This is a genomic window from Streptomyces sp. TS71-3 (genome assembly GCF_018327685.1).
Classification (GTDB): domain Bacteria; phylum Actinomycetota; class Actinomycetes; order Streptomycetales; family Streptomycetaceae; genus Streptomyces.
This window is the reverse complement of the sequence record NZ_BNEL01000003.1, coordinates 3,487,566-3,502,875: the sequence shown is the minus strand read 5'-3', so window position 1 is coordinate 3,502,875 and position 15,310 is coordinate 3,487,566. Positions and strand designations below refer to the sequence as shown.

11 protein-coding genes are annotated in these 15,310 nt (G+C 74.0%); 5 read left to right on the top strand and 6 right to left on the bottom strand.

The genetic code is table 11. From position 1 onward, the window contains the following. Window positions 1–87: 87 nt before the first annotated feature. The 6 genes from Sm713_RS38760 to Sm713_RS38735 all read right to left on the bottom strand — a co-directional run bounded on the left by Sm713_RS38760 (window position 88) and on the right by Sm713_RS38735 (window position 9,737). Window positions 88–2,391 carry an ROK family protein gene (locus Sm713_RS38760; protein ID WP_249416958.1) on the bottom strand — a complete coding sequence of 768 codons (2,304 nt, stop codon included), beginning with the start codon at window positions 2,389–2,391 and terminating at the stop codon, window positions 88–90. Beyond that, entirely contained in the window at window positions 2,384–5,494 is a 3,111-nt protein-coding gene (locus Sm713_RS38755; protein WP_212914605.1) for a glycoside hydrolase family 38 C-terminal domain-containing protein, read from the bottom strand. The genes Sm713_RS38760 and Sm713_RS38755 overlap by 8 nt, the downstream gene beginning before the upstream one ends. A 265-nt stretch (window positions 5,495–5,759) precedes the next feature. Continuing rightward, complete coding sequence (locus Sm713_RS38750) at window positions 5,760–6,863, bottom strand: Gfo/Idh/MocA family protein (RefSeq protein WP_212914604.1); 1,104 nt, start codon at window positions 6,861–6,863, stop codon at window positions 5,760–5,762. Then, complete coding sequence (locus Sm713_RS38745; protein WP_212914603.1) at window positions 6,848–7,507, bottom strand: ThuA domain-containing protein; 660 nt, start codon at window positions 7,505–7,507, stop codon at window positions 6,848–6,850. The genes Sm713_RS38750 and Sm713_RS38745 overlap by 16 nt, the downstream gene beginning before the upstream one ends. Then, window positions 7,504–8,787 (bottom strand): enolase C-terminal domain-like protein, encoded by a 1,284-nt coding sequence (locus Sm713_RS38740; protein ID WP_212914602.1) that lies wholly within the window; start codon window positions 8,785–8,787, stop codon window positions 7,504–7,506. The genes Sm713_RS38745 and Sm713_RS38740 overlap by 4 nt, the downstream gene beginning before the upstream one ends. A 161-nt stretch (window positions 8,788–8,948) precedes the next feature. After that, on the bottom strand, window positions 8,949–9,737 hold the full coding sequence (locus Sm713_RS38735) for an IclR family transcriptional regulator (RefSeq protein ID WP_249416957.1): 789 nt from the start codon (window positions 9,735–9,737) through the stop codon (window positions 8,949–8,951). 178 nt (window positions 9,738–9,915) lie between these two features. On the opposite strand from Sm713_RS38735, the gene Sm713_RS38730 reads away from it, so the two are divergent. The 5 genes from Sm713_RS38730 (at window position 9,916) to Sm713_RS38710 (ending at window position 15,183) form a co-directional block, all read left to right on the top strand. Then, window positions 9,916–11,298: an ABC transporter substrate-binding protein gene (locus Sm713_RS38730; protein ID WP_212914600.1), complete on the top strand. Its 1,383-nt coding sequence runs from the start codon at window positions 9,916–9,918 to the stop codon at window positions 11,296–11,298. Then, window positions 11,295–12,320 carry a carbohydrate ABC transporter permease gene (locus Sm713_RS38725; protein WP_249416956.1) on the top strand — a complete coding sequence of 342 codons (1,026 nt, stop codon included), beginning with the start codon at window positions 11,295–11,297 and terminating at the stop codon, window positions 12,318–12,320. Before Sm713_RS38730 ends, Sm713_RS38725 begins: the two co-directional genes overlap by 4 nt. Continuing rightward, a complete protein-coding gene (locus Sm713_RS38720) occupies window positions 12,317–13,201 on the top strand; it encodes a carbohydrate ABC transporter permease (RefSeq protein ID WP_212914599.1) in 885 nt (294 codons plus the stop codon). Before Sm713_RS38725 ends, Sm713_RS38720 begins: the two co-directional genes overlap by 4 nt. Next, the gene (locus tag Sm713_RS38715) at window positions 13,201–14,061 is read left to right on the top strand and encodes an NAD(P)-dependent oxidoreductase (RefSeq protein WP_212914598.1); all 861 of its coding nucleotides are present in this window, start codon (window positions 13,201–13,203) and stop codon (window positions 14,059–14,061) included. Before Sm713_RS38720 ends, Sm713_RS38715 begins: the two co-directional genes overlap by 1 nt. Before the next feature lie 102 nt (window positions 14,062–14,163). Next, entirely contained in the window at window positions 14,164–15,183 is a 1,020-nt protein-coding gene (locus Sm713_RS38710) for a LysR family transcriptional regulator (protein ID WP_212914597.1), read from the top strand. Window positions 15,184–15,310: the final 127 nt, after the last annotated feature.

Below are 15,310 nucleotides of genomic sequence, written 5' to 3'. Positions count from 1 at the left end.
AGGGGCACCCCCGGAAGAGGCGCGAAGCGCCGAGAACAGGGGCGCGGGGAACTGCGCGAACGGGGCACCACGCACCGCGTGACCCGCTCAGCCCTGCGCCCGGCCCCTCAGCCGCGGGGTGAACGTCGCATGGAAGATCGTGGACGCCGCACCCACCGCGGCCGCCTCCGCGCTGAGGACGGAGCGCTCCACCTCCACCCGCCGCAGGCGTCGCGCGGTGGGGAACTCGTTGACGGTGCGCCCGATCTCGTCCAGGTAGAAGTCCGCGACGTCCTCGGTGAAGAACGGCCCGCCGAGCACGATCAGGTCGATGTCCAGCAGGTCGACGAGGCCGAGCGCGCCGCGCCCCACCGCGCCCGCCACCTCCCGCAGCGCCGCCACCGCGGCCGGGTCGCCGGCGGCCGCCGCACGGCCCACTGCCCGGTAGGCGGCCGTGCTCCCGAGCGCCGCCTCCGGGGTGTGCAGCCCGCCGCGGGCGGCGAGGTCGCTGACCGAGACCGGCGGATTGCACTCCGGCAGGATCTCGGGCCGACCGTCCGCGCCCACCCGGCCCAGCGTCAGCGCGCACAGCTGCCCGAACTCCCCCGCGTTGGCGCTGACCCCGCGGTACAGGTCGCCGTTGAGGTAGAGCCCGGAGCCGACGCCGGTGCCGAGGTAGAGGTAGGCGAAGTCGCGCGCCCTGCGGTCCCGGCCGATCCACCGCTCCCCCGCGGCCGCCGCCAGGGAGTCCTTCTCGATGATGACCGGGCACGGGAAGTGGTCCTTGAGGAGGTACAGCAGCGGCAGGTCGTCCCAGGCGGAGAGCAGCGGCGGGGCGAGCACCGTGCCCGAGGCGATGTCCACCGGCCCCGGCACCGCCACGCCGATGCCGAGGAAGCCGTCCTCGCGCACCGCGCCGCGGGCCTTCTCCAGGGTCTCCCGGGCGAGGGCGACCGCCTGGTCCACGAACGCGCCGGGTTCGATGCCGGCGCCCACCGGCCGGGTGCATGTGCAGATCAGCGAGCCGTCCAGGTCGATGACGACGGCCGTGAGCACTTCGGGGTCGATGTGCAGGCCGAGCGCGTGGGCGGCGGTGCCGCACAGCCGCATCGGGGTGCGCGGCTTGCCGGAGGTGGCGCGGCGCTGCGCGTCCTCCACGAGGATGCCGCGGTCCAGCAGCGAACGGGCGATCCGGGAGACCGACTGCTGGGTGAGCCCGGTGCGGTGGGCGATCTCGCCGCGGGTGATGCTCCCGGACAGCCGTACGGACTCGATGACCACGCACTCGTTGAACGAGCCCAGGTCGATCTGGTTGACGCCGCTGAACGAGCCCTGGTGCGCCGGGGCCTGGCCCGCGCGGGCCGCGCGCAGGTGCTCGGCGACGTTCTCGCGCAGCCAGCACACCGGCGCGAACGGGCCGGTGGTGCGCGCCGTGCCGTGCCGCTCCAGGGCGCTGAGCAGGTCGAGGTAGACCCGCCGGGAGGACTCGGGGTGGCTGGTGCTGTCGAGGGCGATCATGGCGTGCAGGAAGCCGCGCCAGGTGGAGCGGGCGGGCAGGTCGTGGAAGGTCAGCTTGCCCACCGCGGCGGGCTCGGGTTCGGTGGCGGCGCGTGTGGGCCCCGGCTCCGTATCGGTCGGTGCGGGCCCAGCGGTCCTCGTCCGGCCGCGGGTCCCCCGGTGCGGCCCGCCGTCCGGGTCCTGGGCTGCATCCCACAGAGTCACGGCGTGCAGGGCGATGTCCGGATGGTGCTCGGCGGCCGCGGCGAGGTACCGCGCCAGGGCCTGGTCTCCGACGGCCGCGGCGGCGGTGCCGGGGGCGGCGGCGCGGACCGCGTCCAGGGCGCGGTCGAGGCCGTCGAGCAGGTCCTCGCCGATCACCGAGGCGGCCGGGGCCGGGCCCGATGCGCCAGGCCGGGTTCCGGTGAGCAGCACGGCGCGGTCCTGGTCGACGTAGAGGCCCATCACCCAGATGTCGGCGCCTGGCAGCGGGGGCCTGGTCGGGACGTGCGGCGTGGGGAACTCGTCGGCGGCGAGCCGCCAGCGGCGCCGGATGGCGGCGACCGTGGCGTGCGAGAGGCCCACTTCGCGGGCGATGGCCCGACTGGCGCCGCTGCCGCCGGGTGCGAGAAGGGCGCGGGTGACGACCTCCGCCTCGTCGACGGTGACGGGGCGTCCGGTGCGGGGCCGCTGCCGCAGCCCGGCGAGGCCCGCGCTCTGCCAGCGGTGCCGCCAGGTGCCCACGGTCTGCCGGGACACCCCGAGGCGGCGGGATATCTCGGCGTCCCGCAGCCCCTGCGCGGCGAGCAGGACGACGCGCGCCCGGGTGGTCATGGGCCCGTCCTGCTCCGCCCAGCGGCGCAACCGGGCGTAGGTCTCGGGCGGAAGGCCGCCGGCCTGCTGCGTGTCAGGCACCGTGGCCCTCCGGCGCGTCGCAGGGGACGGGGCCGCGCACCAGACGCAGCGTGAGGATCTGGAAGGGCCGCAGCGTGAGCCGCACCCCGCCGCCCCTGAGCGGGTGCTCGGCGCTCCGCTCCTCCAGCAGGTCCGTCTCGTGCACGGCCGTGGCGGCGCACCCGACGGCGAGCCGTACGGCCGCCCGGCCGCCGCGCGACTCATGGAGGCGCACGACGACGTCACCGCTGCGATCGTCGGCGAGCTTGACCGTGTCGATCACGACGTCCGGGTTGTCGACGGCGACCAGGGGCGGGCCGGGCGGGCCGGCCGGGCCGGGGCGCAGGGGATGGCACAGGACCTGTCCCGCGTCGCGGGCGTCCGCGGTGTCCGCGGCGGGCACCAGGGCGTGCCGGAACCGCTGGGGTCCGCGGTCGGCGTGCGGGTCGGGTCGGCCGGGCGCGCGCAGGAGGGTGGTGCGCAGCACGGTGGTGGTGCCGCCGTCGGCGCGGGTGCGGCGGGCGACGTCGTGGCCGTGCACCGTGTCGGTGGCCAGGGCCACGCCCCAGCCGTGCTCGCCGAGGTGGATCCAGCCGTGCGCGGTCGCCTGGTGCCGCGCCGGGTCCCCGTCGCCGTCCTCGTGGACGGGGTGGGTCACGTGCCCGAACTGGATGCCGGCGCGGCTCTGTTCGGCGTGCACGTCCAGCGGCCAGGCGCACGTGAGGACGGTGTCCCGCTCGCGCCAGTCGACGTCGGTGCCGATGCTCAGGGCGCGGCTGCCGGCGGTGAGCGTGAGGTCCTGCACGACGGTGGACCGTCCGGTGACGCGCGACACCCGCACCGTGGCCAGCAGCGGGCCGTGCGCGTACACGGCGACGCGGGCCGCGCCGTCCAGATCGCGGATCGTGCCGGGGCGGGGGTCCAGGTCGCGGGCTCCGGTGCGGCCGGTGCCCTCGCGGTGGAGCTGGAGGAGGTTGCCCGCGGCGCCGGGGGCGATGGCGTCGCGCCCGGTGGCGAGGTCGACCAGGGAGCGCACCAGGCCGTCCGGGCCGATGTGCACCCGCAGCAGGGCGTTGTCGAGCAGGTGCCCGCCGCCGGCCGCGGGGCGGACGCTGACGGGGGCCGTGCCGCCGAGGGGGATGCCCGCGGGGCCGGCGCCGAGCGCGGGCGCCTCGGCGAGGACGGCGAGGCGCCCGTCGGGCATCAGCTGCGCGGTGCCGGGGACGGGGCCGGCGGGTGCGTCCAGCACGACGACCTCGCGGCGCGGCACCGGGGCGGGGTTGAGCACGGCGGTGCCGTCCGGCTCGCCCGCGGCGCGCCGTACCAGCCGTTCGAGCCTGCGCTGCGCCAGCCGGTGCGCGGCCTCCGCGTCGGCGTGCACCCAGGCGATGCCGGCTCCGGAGAGGACGTCGTCGCTCTGCTGGGCCAGCACCTGCTTCCACAGCGCGTCGAGTTCGTCGTGGGGGTAGCCGATGCCGAGGCGCACCGCCGCGGTGGCGGACCAGAGTTCCGCCTCGTGCAGCAGTGACTCGCTCAGCCGGTTGGCGCGCTTGGTGCGGGCCTGGCTGGTGAAGCCGCCGCAGTGCGGTGCCAGGTCGAGTGCGCCGCGCACGACGGGGCTGTCGGGGTGCTCGTCGCGGGCGGTGCGGAAGAACGCCGCCGGGTGCTGCATCGTCACCTTCGGGGCTCCGTCGAGGTCGGCGAGGCGGCGGGTGCGCTCCAGCAGGGCGCGGTCGGGACCGGCGGCCGGGCGGCCGGCGGGAAGCAGGGCACGGGTGGCGGGGCCGGCGGGGGTGGGAGCGGACGCGCCGGCCCCCGTGAGGGCGGGTGCGCCGTCCTCGGGCGCGCCGGGCGCGAGATGGGTGAGGAGGGCGGTGCCGTCGATGCCCTCCCAGCGGAAGGTGTGGTGCGGCGGGGCGGGCGCGTGGTCCGGGGCCGGACGGCGCGCCAGCAGCCAGGTGGCGCCGGCCAGCCGGGCGAGCTGCGGGAGCGCCGGGGAGGCGCCCATCGCGTCGGGCAGCCAGACGCCGTCGCTGTCGGCGCCCAGCTCGTCGCGGAGGAAGCGGCGGCCGTGCACGAACTGCCGCACCAGCGACTCGCCCCCGGCGAGCTCGGTGTCCGCCGGTACCCACATGCCCCCCACGGGCGCCCAGTTGCCGTCGGCGACCGCCTTGCGGATGCGCTCGAAGACATGCGGCTGGTGCTCCTTCATCCAGGCGTGGTGCTGGGCCCCGGGGACCGCCACGACCAGTTCGGGATACTCCGCGGCGAGGGTCGCCAGGGTGCTGAAGGCCCGCGCGCAGGCGCGTACGGCCTCGTGCGCGGGGCGCAGCCCCATGCCCACGGGCGCCCGGCCGACGACGGCGAGGCTGCCCGCCGAGTCGCCGGCGCGGCGGGCGAGCACCGGGCCGAGCCGTTCGCGTGCGCGGGACGCGGTGCGGGCCGCGGCCGCCGGGTCGACGGCGTCCATGGCGCGCTCCAGGGCGTGGCTCAGCTCCTGCCTCCGGGCGCTGCCGGCGGGCAGGGCCCGCATCAGGTCGGCCAGCGCCGCCATGTCGTGCAGCAGCCGCCACACGCCGTCGTCGCGGACGGCGAGGTCGGCGCTGCGCAACCGGTACAGCGGAGTGTCGCCCGCGGTGGCCGGGTCGCCGTGAAGGAGCCCGGTGCCGCGGTCCGGGTCGATGGGCGGGTCCGCGGCGGCCTCGATCAGCAGGCGCACCTGCTCACCGCCGCGCGCCCTGAGCCGCACGGGAAGCGGGTCCGCCCCCGGGTGCAGGCCGTTGAGGGGTGTGCCGTGCGCGTCGTGGACGAGAGCCGCGGGACCGCCCGCGGCGCCGTCCGTGCCGCCGAGGTCGACGAGGAGGTCGACACGGCGGCCCGCCCAGCGCTCCGGCACCGCGGCGTGGACGCGGAACCAGGTGGTGGACCAGGGGCTGCCCCAGGGGTCGCCCACCGCGAAGGGGGCGTACGAGGCCCGCAGGGCGATGCCGGCGGGGACGGGCTCCCCCGGGATGTGCCAGGCGCTGACGTCCAGGGGCACCCGCTGCGGATACAGCGCGGGCCGTAGTCGTTCGGCAAGGAATGCGGTGATGCGTTCCTCGCCGGAATCTCTCCGGTCGTGCATCGGCGGCCCTCCCTGTCCAGCGGGTCACCGACATGTAAAACCAAGTGTGTTATCAAGTCAACGTCTTGCGCGCCTTCCATCTTCTCGCTGGTGGTCAGGGGCGTCCGATGCATTGTCAGCCGAATTGCAGACCACTTTCTGTCGAGTTCGTCAATTAATTCAAGTGACGTGTTCCGGGCAGCAGAAGGCGGCAGGAAGGCCCTCTTCTTCCTGCCGCCCTATCTGTGCGGTGCCTTTCGCGGGCGGCCAGTCCGGGCCGCGCCGGCTACGGCGTCGCCGCGGCGTTCACCACGGGCGCGGGGCGCTCGCAGGTGCTGTGCACCGCAAGTGCGGCGCCCTGGTGGGCGGAGTCGAGCAGCGTGAGCATCACGTCGAGGACGTGCCCGGCGAGTTCAGCCGAGGCGCGGTGCGGGCGGCCCTCGGCCAGGGCCGCGGCGAGGTCGGCGAGCCCGGTGCCCCGGCCGCCCTCGGGGTAGCCGGCCGACACCGGCAACTCCTGCCAGACGCCCTGCCGGTACAGCTCCACGGGGCCGTCGAAGCGGTTGGGGTCGGGGACCGAGAGGGAGGCCTCCGTGCCGTGCACCTCGATCCTCGGCAGCCGTGCGGCGTGGATGTCGAAGCTCATCACGAGGGTGGACAGCGCCCCGCCCGCGTGCTCGAGGACGCCCGTGACGTGCGTGTCGACCTCGACCGGGAAGACCTCGCCGGCGCGCGGGCCGCTGCCGATCGCCCGCTCCGCACGCGGCCGGGACGCGGCGCCGGTGACGCGGGCGACCGGGCCGAGCAGGTGCACCAGCGCGGAGAGGTAGTAGGGGCCCATGTCGAGCAGCGGGCCGCCGCCTGGCTGGTAGTAGAACTCCGGGTCGGGGTGCCAGGCCTCGTGGCCGGGGGTCGTCATGAACGCGGTGGCGGCGACGGGCGCGCCGATGAGCCCGTCATCGACGGCCTTGCGGGCGGTCTGGGTGCCGGTGCCGAGGACGGTGTCCGGGGCGCAGCCGACCCGCAGGCCGCCGGCGCGGGCGGCGGCCAGCACGGACTCGGCCTCGCCGCGGTTCGCCGTGAGGGGCTTCTCGCCGTAGACGTGCTTGCCGGCCGAGAGCGCGGTGAGCGCGACCGAGGCGTGCGCGGCCGGGATCGTGAGGTTGAGGACGGCGTCCACGTCGTCCCGGCCGGCGAGGTCGACGACGGACGGGGCGACGGCGACCTCCCCGCCGGCCTTCAGGGCGGCCTGCTCGGCGCGGCCGGGGTCGAGGTCCGTGACGGCGGTCAGGCGCACGTTGTCCAGCCGGGCCAGGGTGTCCAGGTAGGCGCCGCTGATCTTCCCCGCGCCCACCATGCCGACGCGCAGCGGCTTCACCGGCTCGCCCACAGCAGTCCCCTCTCGGTCAGTGTCCGCACCTCGGGCACGTCGAAGTCGTCCGGCTTGTGGCCGATCGTGTTGACGAAGACCCGCCCCGCGCCCCAGCTCCTGGCCCACACGGCGGGCATCACGGTCGCGCGCTCGCGCACGTCGTCGGCCTCGAAGGTGCTGGTGGCCAGCACGTCGACGAGCGGGTCGGTGGCCACCCAGTACTGCTCGGTGTGCACCCGGAAGTCGCCGAGGCCGGCGACGACAGGGTGGTCCGAGCGTTCGGGGGCGATGTGCACCTCGTGGTCGAGGAAGCCGGGCGGGTGCATCAGGAACTGCCCGCCGGTCAGCAACTGGTACTGCACGTCGCCGCGGAAAGCGTCGACGATGCCGCCGTGCCAGCCGGCCAGGCCGGTGCCCGCACGGACCGCGGCGGACAGGTTCGCGCTCTGCTCGGCGGTGATGGTGCCCATGGTCCAGCACTGCACGACGAGGTCGGTGGCGGCGAGCAGGTCCGCGTCCTCGTAGGCGGACAGCGAGTCGGAGACGTCGACGGTGAAGCCCTCGTCCTTGAGGAACGGCACGAAGAGGTCGGTGATCGTCACGGGTTGGTGGCCTTCCCAGCCACCGCGCACGACGAGTGCCCGTCGGGTGTCGGTCGTCACGGTCGTTGCACACTCCCATCGGTGTTGCGCAGCAGGGCCCAGCGGTCGTGCCCGAGGGGCTCGGGCACGGGGTGGCGGCGGGCCGCGGTCTCGTCGAAGTCGACGCCGTGGCCCGGGGTCTCGCGGGGGACGAGGGAGCCGCCTTGGGGCACGATCGTGCCGGGGTAGACGTCGTGGGCGGCGAGCTTGAAGGTGGCGGCCTCCTGGACGCCGAAGGCGTGGCTGCTGATGTCGAGGGCCAGGGTCGCGGCCTGGGCGATGGGGCTGACGTCGGCGGGGCCGTGCGGCGCGAGCCGGACGCCGCGCAGCTCGCACACCGCGGCGATCTTGCGGGCCGGGGTGAGGCCGCCGAGCGTCGGGATCCGGATCCGGGCGAAGTCGATGGCGGGGCCGTCCAGCAGGGGCAGGAACTGCGCGGTGTCGTGGAAGAGTTCCCCGACCGCGAGCGGCACGGGCGAGACGGCGTGCAGCCGCGCGAAGTGCCCGGCGTCCTCGGGCGCGAGCAGGTCCTCGACGAAGTACAGGCCGACGTCGGCGACCCGGCGCAGGAACTCCCGCGCCTGCCGGGGGTCGAGGCGCTCGTGCACGTCGTGCAGGAGCTCCACGCCGTCGCCGGCGATCTCGCGCACGCGTGCCAGGACGGCCGGGACGGTACGCAGGTAGCCGGCGGAGTCCCAGGGCACCCGGCGGGCACGGACGGCGGCCGGGTCGACGGCGGCGCCGTGGCTTCCGTAGGTGTCCGCGCCGGGCACGGCGGCCTGGATGCGGACGTGGTCGAAGCCGTGCTCGCGGGCCGCCGCGACCTTGTCGGCGATCTCCTCGGCGTCGGCGCCGTCGACGTGGGTGTAGGCAGCGGCGCCGGTGCGGACCCGGCCGCCGAACAGCGAGTACAGCGGGGCCCCGAGCCGCTTGGCCTTGAGGTCCCACAGGGCGACGTCGACACCGCCGAGGGCGTTGCCCGTGACCGATCCGCCGCGCCAGTAGGCGCTGTTGAGCAGGAGCCGGTGGATGTCCTCGATGTCGTCGGGGTCGCGCCCGGCGAGCATCGGGGCCACGTAGTCGTCGAGGACCGAGCGGACGGCGAGGGTGCGCTGCGGGTCGCTGGCGCAGCCGAGGCCGTAGAGGCCGGGGTCGTTGGTCTCGATGCGGACGATGAGGTGGGGGCAGCCGTGCGGGGCTGTCAGGAAGGTGCGTACGGCCGTGATGCGGATCTTTGCGCCGCGCTCCTCGACCCAGGGGGCCGGGGCGAGGAGGTCGGCTGAGGCATCAGGCTGAGCCATGCGAACTCCCGCATGCAGGTATCAGAATGACGTCCTAGTATCCGAACGCATAGCTCTCGATTTTGTCAACGCACCTACCAAAATACATCGGATGACCTGCGCCCGACAGCGTCCGGGGCACCCCTGGACTCTCCCTCTTCGATGCCCGGTCACGGGCCGTCTCAGTGCTGGCCGATACGCTTGAGCAGGGTGCGCAGGGAGTGCGCCGCCTCGGTGACGGCATCCGCCACCTCCTCCAGGCGCGCGTCGTCCATCCGGCTCTTGGGCGCGGAGCAGCTCAGCGCGTCGCCGCCGGACGAGGTGGGGCCGAGCGGGACGGCCACGCACCGGATGTCCACGGAGTTCTCGCCGTCGTCCAGCGCCCAGCCGCGCAGCCGGGCCTCGGCGAGCTGCTGGAGCAGCTCGTCGGGGTCGGTGACGGTGTCCGGAGTGAGCCGCTCCAGGGGCCAGCTCAGCCGGCGTTGCACCTGAGCGGCGTCGTACTGGCAGAGCACCGCCTTGCCGAGGGCCGTGGCGTGCGCCGGCAGCCTGCGGCCGACCGCCGAGAACATCCGCAGCGCGTGCCGTGACTCGCGCTTGGCCAGGTAGACCACGTCCGTGCCGTCCAGCCTGCCCAGGTGGACGGCCTCGCCGGTCTCCTCGGCCAGCAGGTCGAGCACGGGCCCCGCGAGGCTCGCCACGTCGTCGCCCTCCAGGTAGGCGGTGCCGGTGAGCAGGGCCTTCAGGCCGAGGCTGTAGCGGGTGCCCGAGGGGTCGAGGTCCACCCAGCGCCTGGCCTCCATGGTGCGCAGGATCGCGTGCAGGCTGCTCTTCGGCACGGACATCGCGCTCGCCATCTCGGCGAGCGAGAGGCGGGCGCCGTCCTGCCCCAGCAGTTCGAGCACCTCCAGCACCCGAGCCGCGGACTTGACCTCATCGGCCTTGCGCCCGTGGGCCGCTGCCGCTGTCACCGCATCCACTGATCCTCCGCTCCCCGGACCTGCGCACCCGACGGAACCCCGTACGCACCCCATGCACTGCCGCCCTCAGTAGCAGCGTGCGTCTTGACGCTATATCACGACGAGCCTAAGTTCAGTCACTCCAACGCCATTCGGCCTTCTGAACGATCAATCTCCGAGGTAGGGGCCCATGCGTATACCTGTGTCCAGAAAGGTCCGTTGTGCGGCCGCCGTGCTCGCCGCTGCGCTCTCGATGACGTCGCTCGCGGCGTGCGGGGGTTCGTCCGGCTCGGGCGACTCCAAGACGCTTCAGATGTGGACCTTCAAGCAGTCCCACGTGGCGGCGCTGCGGACCGCGGCGAAGGAGTTCAAGAAGCAGACCGGCATCTCGGTCAGCATCGAGGCCTACACGCCGGACGACGCGTACACCACCAAGGTGCAGAGCGCGGCCAAGACCCACGACCTGCCGGACGTGCTGGAGACGCACTCCGACGGTGAGGACCTCTCGCTGGGGGCGGCGGGCATCGCCGCCGACCTCAAGGGCCAGGTCCCGGCCTCGTGGACCGACCGCTTCCAGAAGGCCGTACGGACCTCGGGCACGGTGAATGACGAGTTCTTCCGCGAGTCGGTGCCGAAGGACTCCAAGCTCCACGGCGTGCAGAAGGGCCAGCGCTTCAGCGTCCCCTTCACCACCGGCACCTTCGGCATCGTCTACGCCAACAAGGCCGTCCTGGCCGCCGCCGGCATCACCAAACCCCCGGCGACCTGGGAGGAGTTCCTCGCCGACGTCAAGAAGACGAAGGCGAAGGACGCCTCCAAGGGCGGCGTCAGCCTGGGCCTGAAGGTGAAGGCGACCGGCCTGACCTGGGTCCTCCAGCCGCTGGCCTTCGCCCAGCTCGGCAAGGAGAAGTACGAGGCGCTGTTCGGTGAGGACCCCGCGCGGAACTTCGCGTCCCCCGACGGCACCAAGGTGCTGGGCATGTACGACCAGCTCACCCCGTACTGGATGCCCGGCACGCAGACGCTCACCATCGACGAGGCCGACCAGGCCTTCGCGCAGGGCAAGTCCGCCTTCGACGTGGGCGGCACGTTCACGCTCGCGTTCCTCCAGCAGAACGGGATGAAGGCCGACGACGTGATGGCGTTCGGGCTGCCCGCGCCCAAGGACGGCGCCATTGCGCACCGGGGCCTCGGGCCCCTGGCGCTGACCGGGCTCACCCTGACGTCCACCAGCACCCAGCCGGACAACGCCAGGAAGTGGATGGAGTTCCTGTCCGGCCAGAAGGTGGCCGCGCAGTTCGCCAAGGAGTCCATCGACCTGCCGGCGACCGAGCTGGGCACCGAGGGAGTGAAGGTGCTCGGACCCACGCTCGGCTCGCTGATCGACAGCTTCCAGGGAGCCCCCGGCGAGACCTACAACCCGAGCCTCAACGACTTCCGGCCGGCGGGCTACGAGCAGGACCCGGTCGGCGAGGTGCTGGCCGACCTCACCCCGCTGAAGAAGTCGACGCCCGCGAAGACCGGGCAGGACATGCGCAAGGTGATCGACTCCTACTGGGCGGCGTCGAAGTGAGCGCCGCTTTCCGGTCCGCCGCCCCGGCCGAGGCCGGGGCCCCGGGCGGCGGCCGTCCGGGGCCGCTGGGCGGGCCCGCGGCGGACGGCGGCCAGGCGTCCTCCGGCAGCTCGGGCGGGCGCTCGGCCCGGCTACGCGAGGCCCTGGCCGGCTACGCGTTCGTCGCCCCGGCCGTGGTGCTGTTCTGCGTGATGGGCCTGTACACGGTGGGCTACGGCTTCACGCTGAGCTTCGCCCAGTGGAACGGCTTCACGCCGCACTGGACCTGGGTCGGGCTCGGCAACTACGCCGACATCCTCTGGCACGACCCGCGTTACGCGCCCCGGGTGCGGCACGCCGCGGTCAACACCCTCTGGGTGATGATCGGCGTGCCGGTGCTGACCGTCGTCGTGTCGTTCCCGCTGGCCGTCCTCCTCAACCAGGCCAAGCGGATGCAGGGCTTCCTCCGCTCGGTCTACTTCCTGCCGTACGTCACCAGCGGCATCGCCGTGTTCTTCGCGTGGACGTACATCCTGCAACCGGACGGCGCGGTCAACACCCTGCTCGGGCAGCTCGGCCTGGGCTCGCTCCAGCAGCCGCAGGGCTGGCTGGGCAACCCGGACACGGCGCTGCCCACCATGATCGTGGTGACGGTCTGGGGCGCGGTGCCGGTGGCGATGCTGCTGTACCTCACCGGGTTGCAGGGCATCGACGGCAGCCTGCTGGAGGCGGCGCAGCTCGACGGCGCCGGCTGGTGGCGCTCGACGGCCTCCGTGGTCTGGCCGCTGGTCCGCCCGATCACGTCCATCGTGGTCCTGCTCAATCTGCGCGAGTCACTCCAGGGCTTCCAGACGTTCCTGGTGATGACGGACGGCGGCCCCGGCGACCACACCAACGTGCTCGGCCTGGAAGCGTACCGCCTGGCGTTCCTGAAGGACCTGGCGCCGACCCTGGGCCTGGCGAGCGCGCTCGGCTGGCTGCTGTTCGCCGCCGCGCTGATCCTGGCACTGATCAATCTGCGAGCCCTGCGGAGCAAGACATGACGACGATCTCCACGGCGCCGGCCGCCCCGTCCGCCCACTCCGCGGACGGCGCCGCGCGGACCCGCCGGCGGCTGGCACGCCTGGTCGTGGGCGTGCTGCTCGCCCTGTACGGGCTCGTCAGCATCTATCCGTTCCTGTGGATGGTGTCGGCGGCGTTCAAGGACCAGTACGAGGTGGTGCGCGGCGGGCACCTGATCCCGCAGCACCCCACCTGGGACACCCTGGTGAGCACCTGGGACCGGCTGCACTTCTTCGACTACTTCCTCAACAGCGTCCAGGTGATGCTGCTGACCGCCGTGCTCACCCTCGTCATCTACGCGGCGGCGGGCTACGCTTTCGCGGTGCTGCGCTTCCCGGGGCGGACCGCGCTGTCCCGGCTGTTCGTCTCGCTGCTGTTCGTACCGGGGATCACGGTGATGCTGCCGATCGTGCTGCTGGAGAACAAGATGGGCATCCTCGGCACCCACATCGGCCTCGTGCTGCCGTTCGTCAACGGCACCGCGCCCCTGTCGGTGCTGCTGATGACGGGCGCGTTCGCCGCCGTCCCCAAGGAGCTGCGGGACTCCGCGCGGGTGGACGGCGCCGGTGAACTGCGCATCTTCACCCGGGTGTACCTGCCGCTGGCCCGCCCGGCGCTCATCACGGTGGCGCTGCTGACGGCCATCCCCACCTGGAACGAGTACCTGCTGACCCGGGTGTCGCTGAACGACCCGTCCACGTACACGCTGCCGCTCGGCCTCCAGACGCTGGCCGCGGAGAGCGTGCCGCACTACAACAACCTGATGGCGGGCGCGCTGATCGTGGTGATCCCGGTGATCCTGCTCTTCGTCAGCCTCCAGCGGTACTTCGTGAGCGGTCTGGTCGGGGCGGTGAAGGGCTGATGCGGATCCTGGTCACCGGCGCCGCGGGCCACATCGGACAGCACGTCCTCACGGAACTGCTGGCCGCCGGGCACACCGTGGTGGCGACCGACCGGGTGCCCCTGGACGACTCCCGCCCGGAGCGGGTGCACGTCGGCGACCTCCAGGACCCGGAGCTCGTGCGCAAGGCGATGGACGGCGCCGAGGCGGTGGTGCACCTCGGCGCCATCCCGCACCCCGACCCGGACGACCCCAGCGCGCTGTTCGCGCACAACTGCCATACCGCACACCGGGTGTTCGAGGAAGCGGGGCGGGCCGGGGTGCGACGGGTCGCGGCCGCGTCCAGCCTGTCGGCACTCGGCCTGGCCTGGTCGCCGGTGCCCGTCTCGCCGCTCTACGTGCCGATCGACGAGGAGCATCCGACGCTGGTGCGGGACTCCTACGGTCTTTCGAAGCTGGTGCTGGAGGAGGTGGCGCGGACCGCTCACCGCCTGTGGGGCATGGACGTGGTGTGCATGCGCTTCCCGTTCACCGGCAGCGGCGAGCGCTTGGAGCGGCAGCTCGCCGCGGTGGCCGCGGACCCGGGCGCCCACCGGCACGACCTGTGGGGGTGGCTGGACACCAGGGACGCCGCGGCCGCCGTGCGCCGGGCCGTGGAGGCGGACGTGCGGGGCTGTCACGTGATCAACGTCGCGGCCCCCGACACCTCGTCACCGCTCACCTCCGCCGAGCTGATGGACACCCATTACCCGGGCGTCCCGGCCTTCCTGCCCCTTGCCGACCACACCTCGCTGTACGACACGAGCGCGTGCGAACGGCTACTGGGCTTCGTGCCCCAGCACAGCTGGCGACGGGCAGCGGGGCCGCGCGCCGCGGGGTGACGTGCTCCGCGGCGGCCGTGCGGCGCGTGCCCGCCCGGTGCCGCACACACCGGGGGTGACAGGTGTCTGGACGGACGTGCCCCGGCGCGCACAAGGTGGGGCATGCTCCTTCGCCAGCTCGAGTACCTCACTGCCCTGGCCCGCGAGCGGCACTTCGCCCGTGCCGCCGCGGCGTGCTTCGTCTCGCAGCCGTCCCTGTCCGCCGGCATCCGCCGTCTGGAGGCCGAGCTCGGCGTGGCCATCGTGCGGCGCGGGCAGCGCTTCGAGGGGTTCACCCCGGAGGGCGAACGGGTGCTGTCCTGGGCGCACCGCATCCTGGCCGAGTGCGACGGAATGCGGCAGGAGCTCTCCGAGCTGCGCGGCGGCCTCACGGGCGTGCTGCGCCTGGGCGCCATCCCCACGGCCCTGACCGTCGCGTCGCTGCTCACCACCCCGTTCTGCGCCCGCCATCCGCACGCCCGGGTGAGCCTGGTCGAGTCGCTGTCGTCGCGTGACATCGTCCGCATGCTCAGCAACTGCGACATCGACGCCGCCATGACGTACATCGACGACGACACGCTGCGGCACGTGCACAGGATCCCGCTCTACGAGGAGCGCTACGTGCTGCTCACGCCGGGGGACGGGCCGCTCGCCGGGGCGGAGCGTGCGCGTTGGGCCGAGGTGGCTGAGGTGCCGCTGTGCCTGCTGGCGCAGCGGATGCGCAACCGCCGGATCATGGACGAGTGCTTCGGCGCCGACGGCGCGACGGCGCGCCCGGCGATCGAGACGGACACGGTGGCGGGGCTCTACGCGCATCTGGCGGGCGGCCGCTGGTCGAGCGTGATCTCGCACGCGTGGCTGCACATGTTCGGAGTGCCGCAGGGCATGCGGGTGGTGCCGCTGACCGGTCCGGTGCAGGGCGCCCGGGTGGGCCTGGTCACCGACGATCGCGGCCCCGAACCCGCACTGACCCGGGCGCTGTTCTCGGTGGCACGGGAGGCCGGGGTGCGCGAGGCGCTGGACGACCTGCTGCACACCCACCTCACGGCGCCCGGCCCGGCCCCGGCCCCCGGTCCGGTCGGCCCCGCCACGCCGCTCCCCGCGCCGGTGGCCGGGGTGTCGGGGGCTTCTGGGGGGCGTTGACGGGGGCGGTTCGGGCGGTTCCTCATGCGGAGTGCGATGGGCTCGGCGGGGGCGGTGCCTTCGCGGGTCCCGGTGGCGGCGGCGGGGTGCTCCGTCCGGACGGGTGCGCCCATGCCCCTCGGCGAGG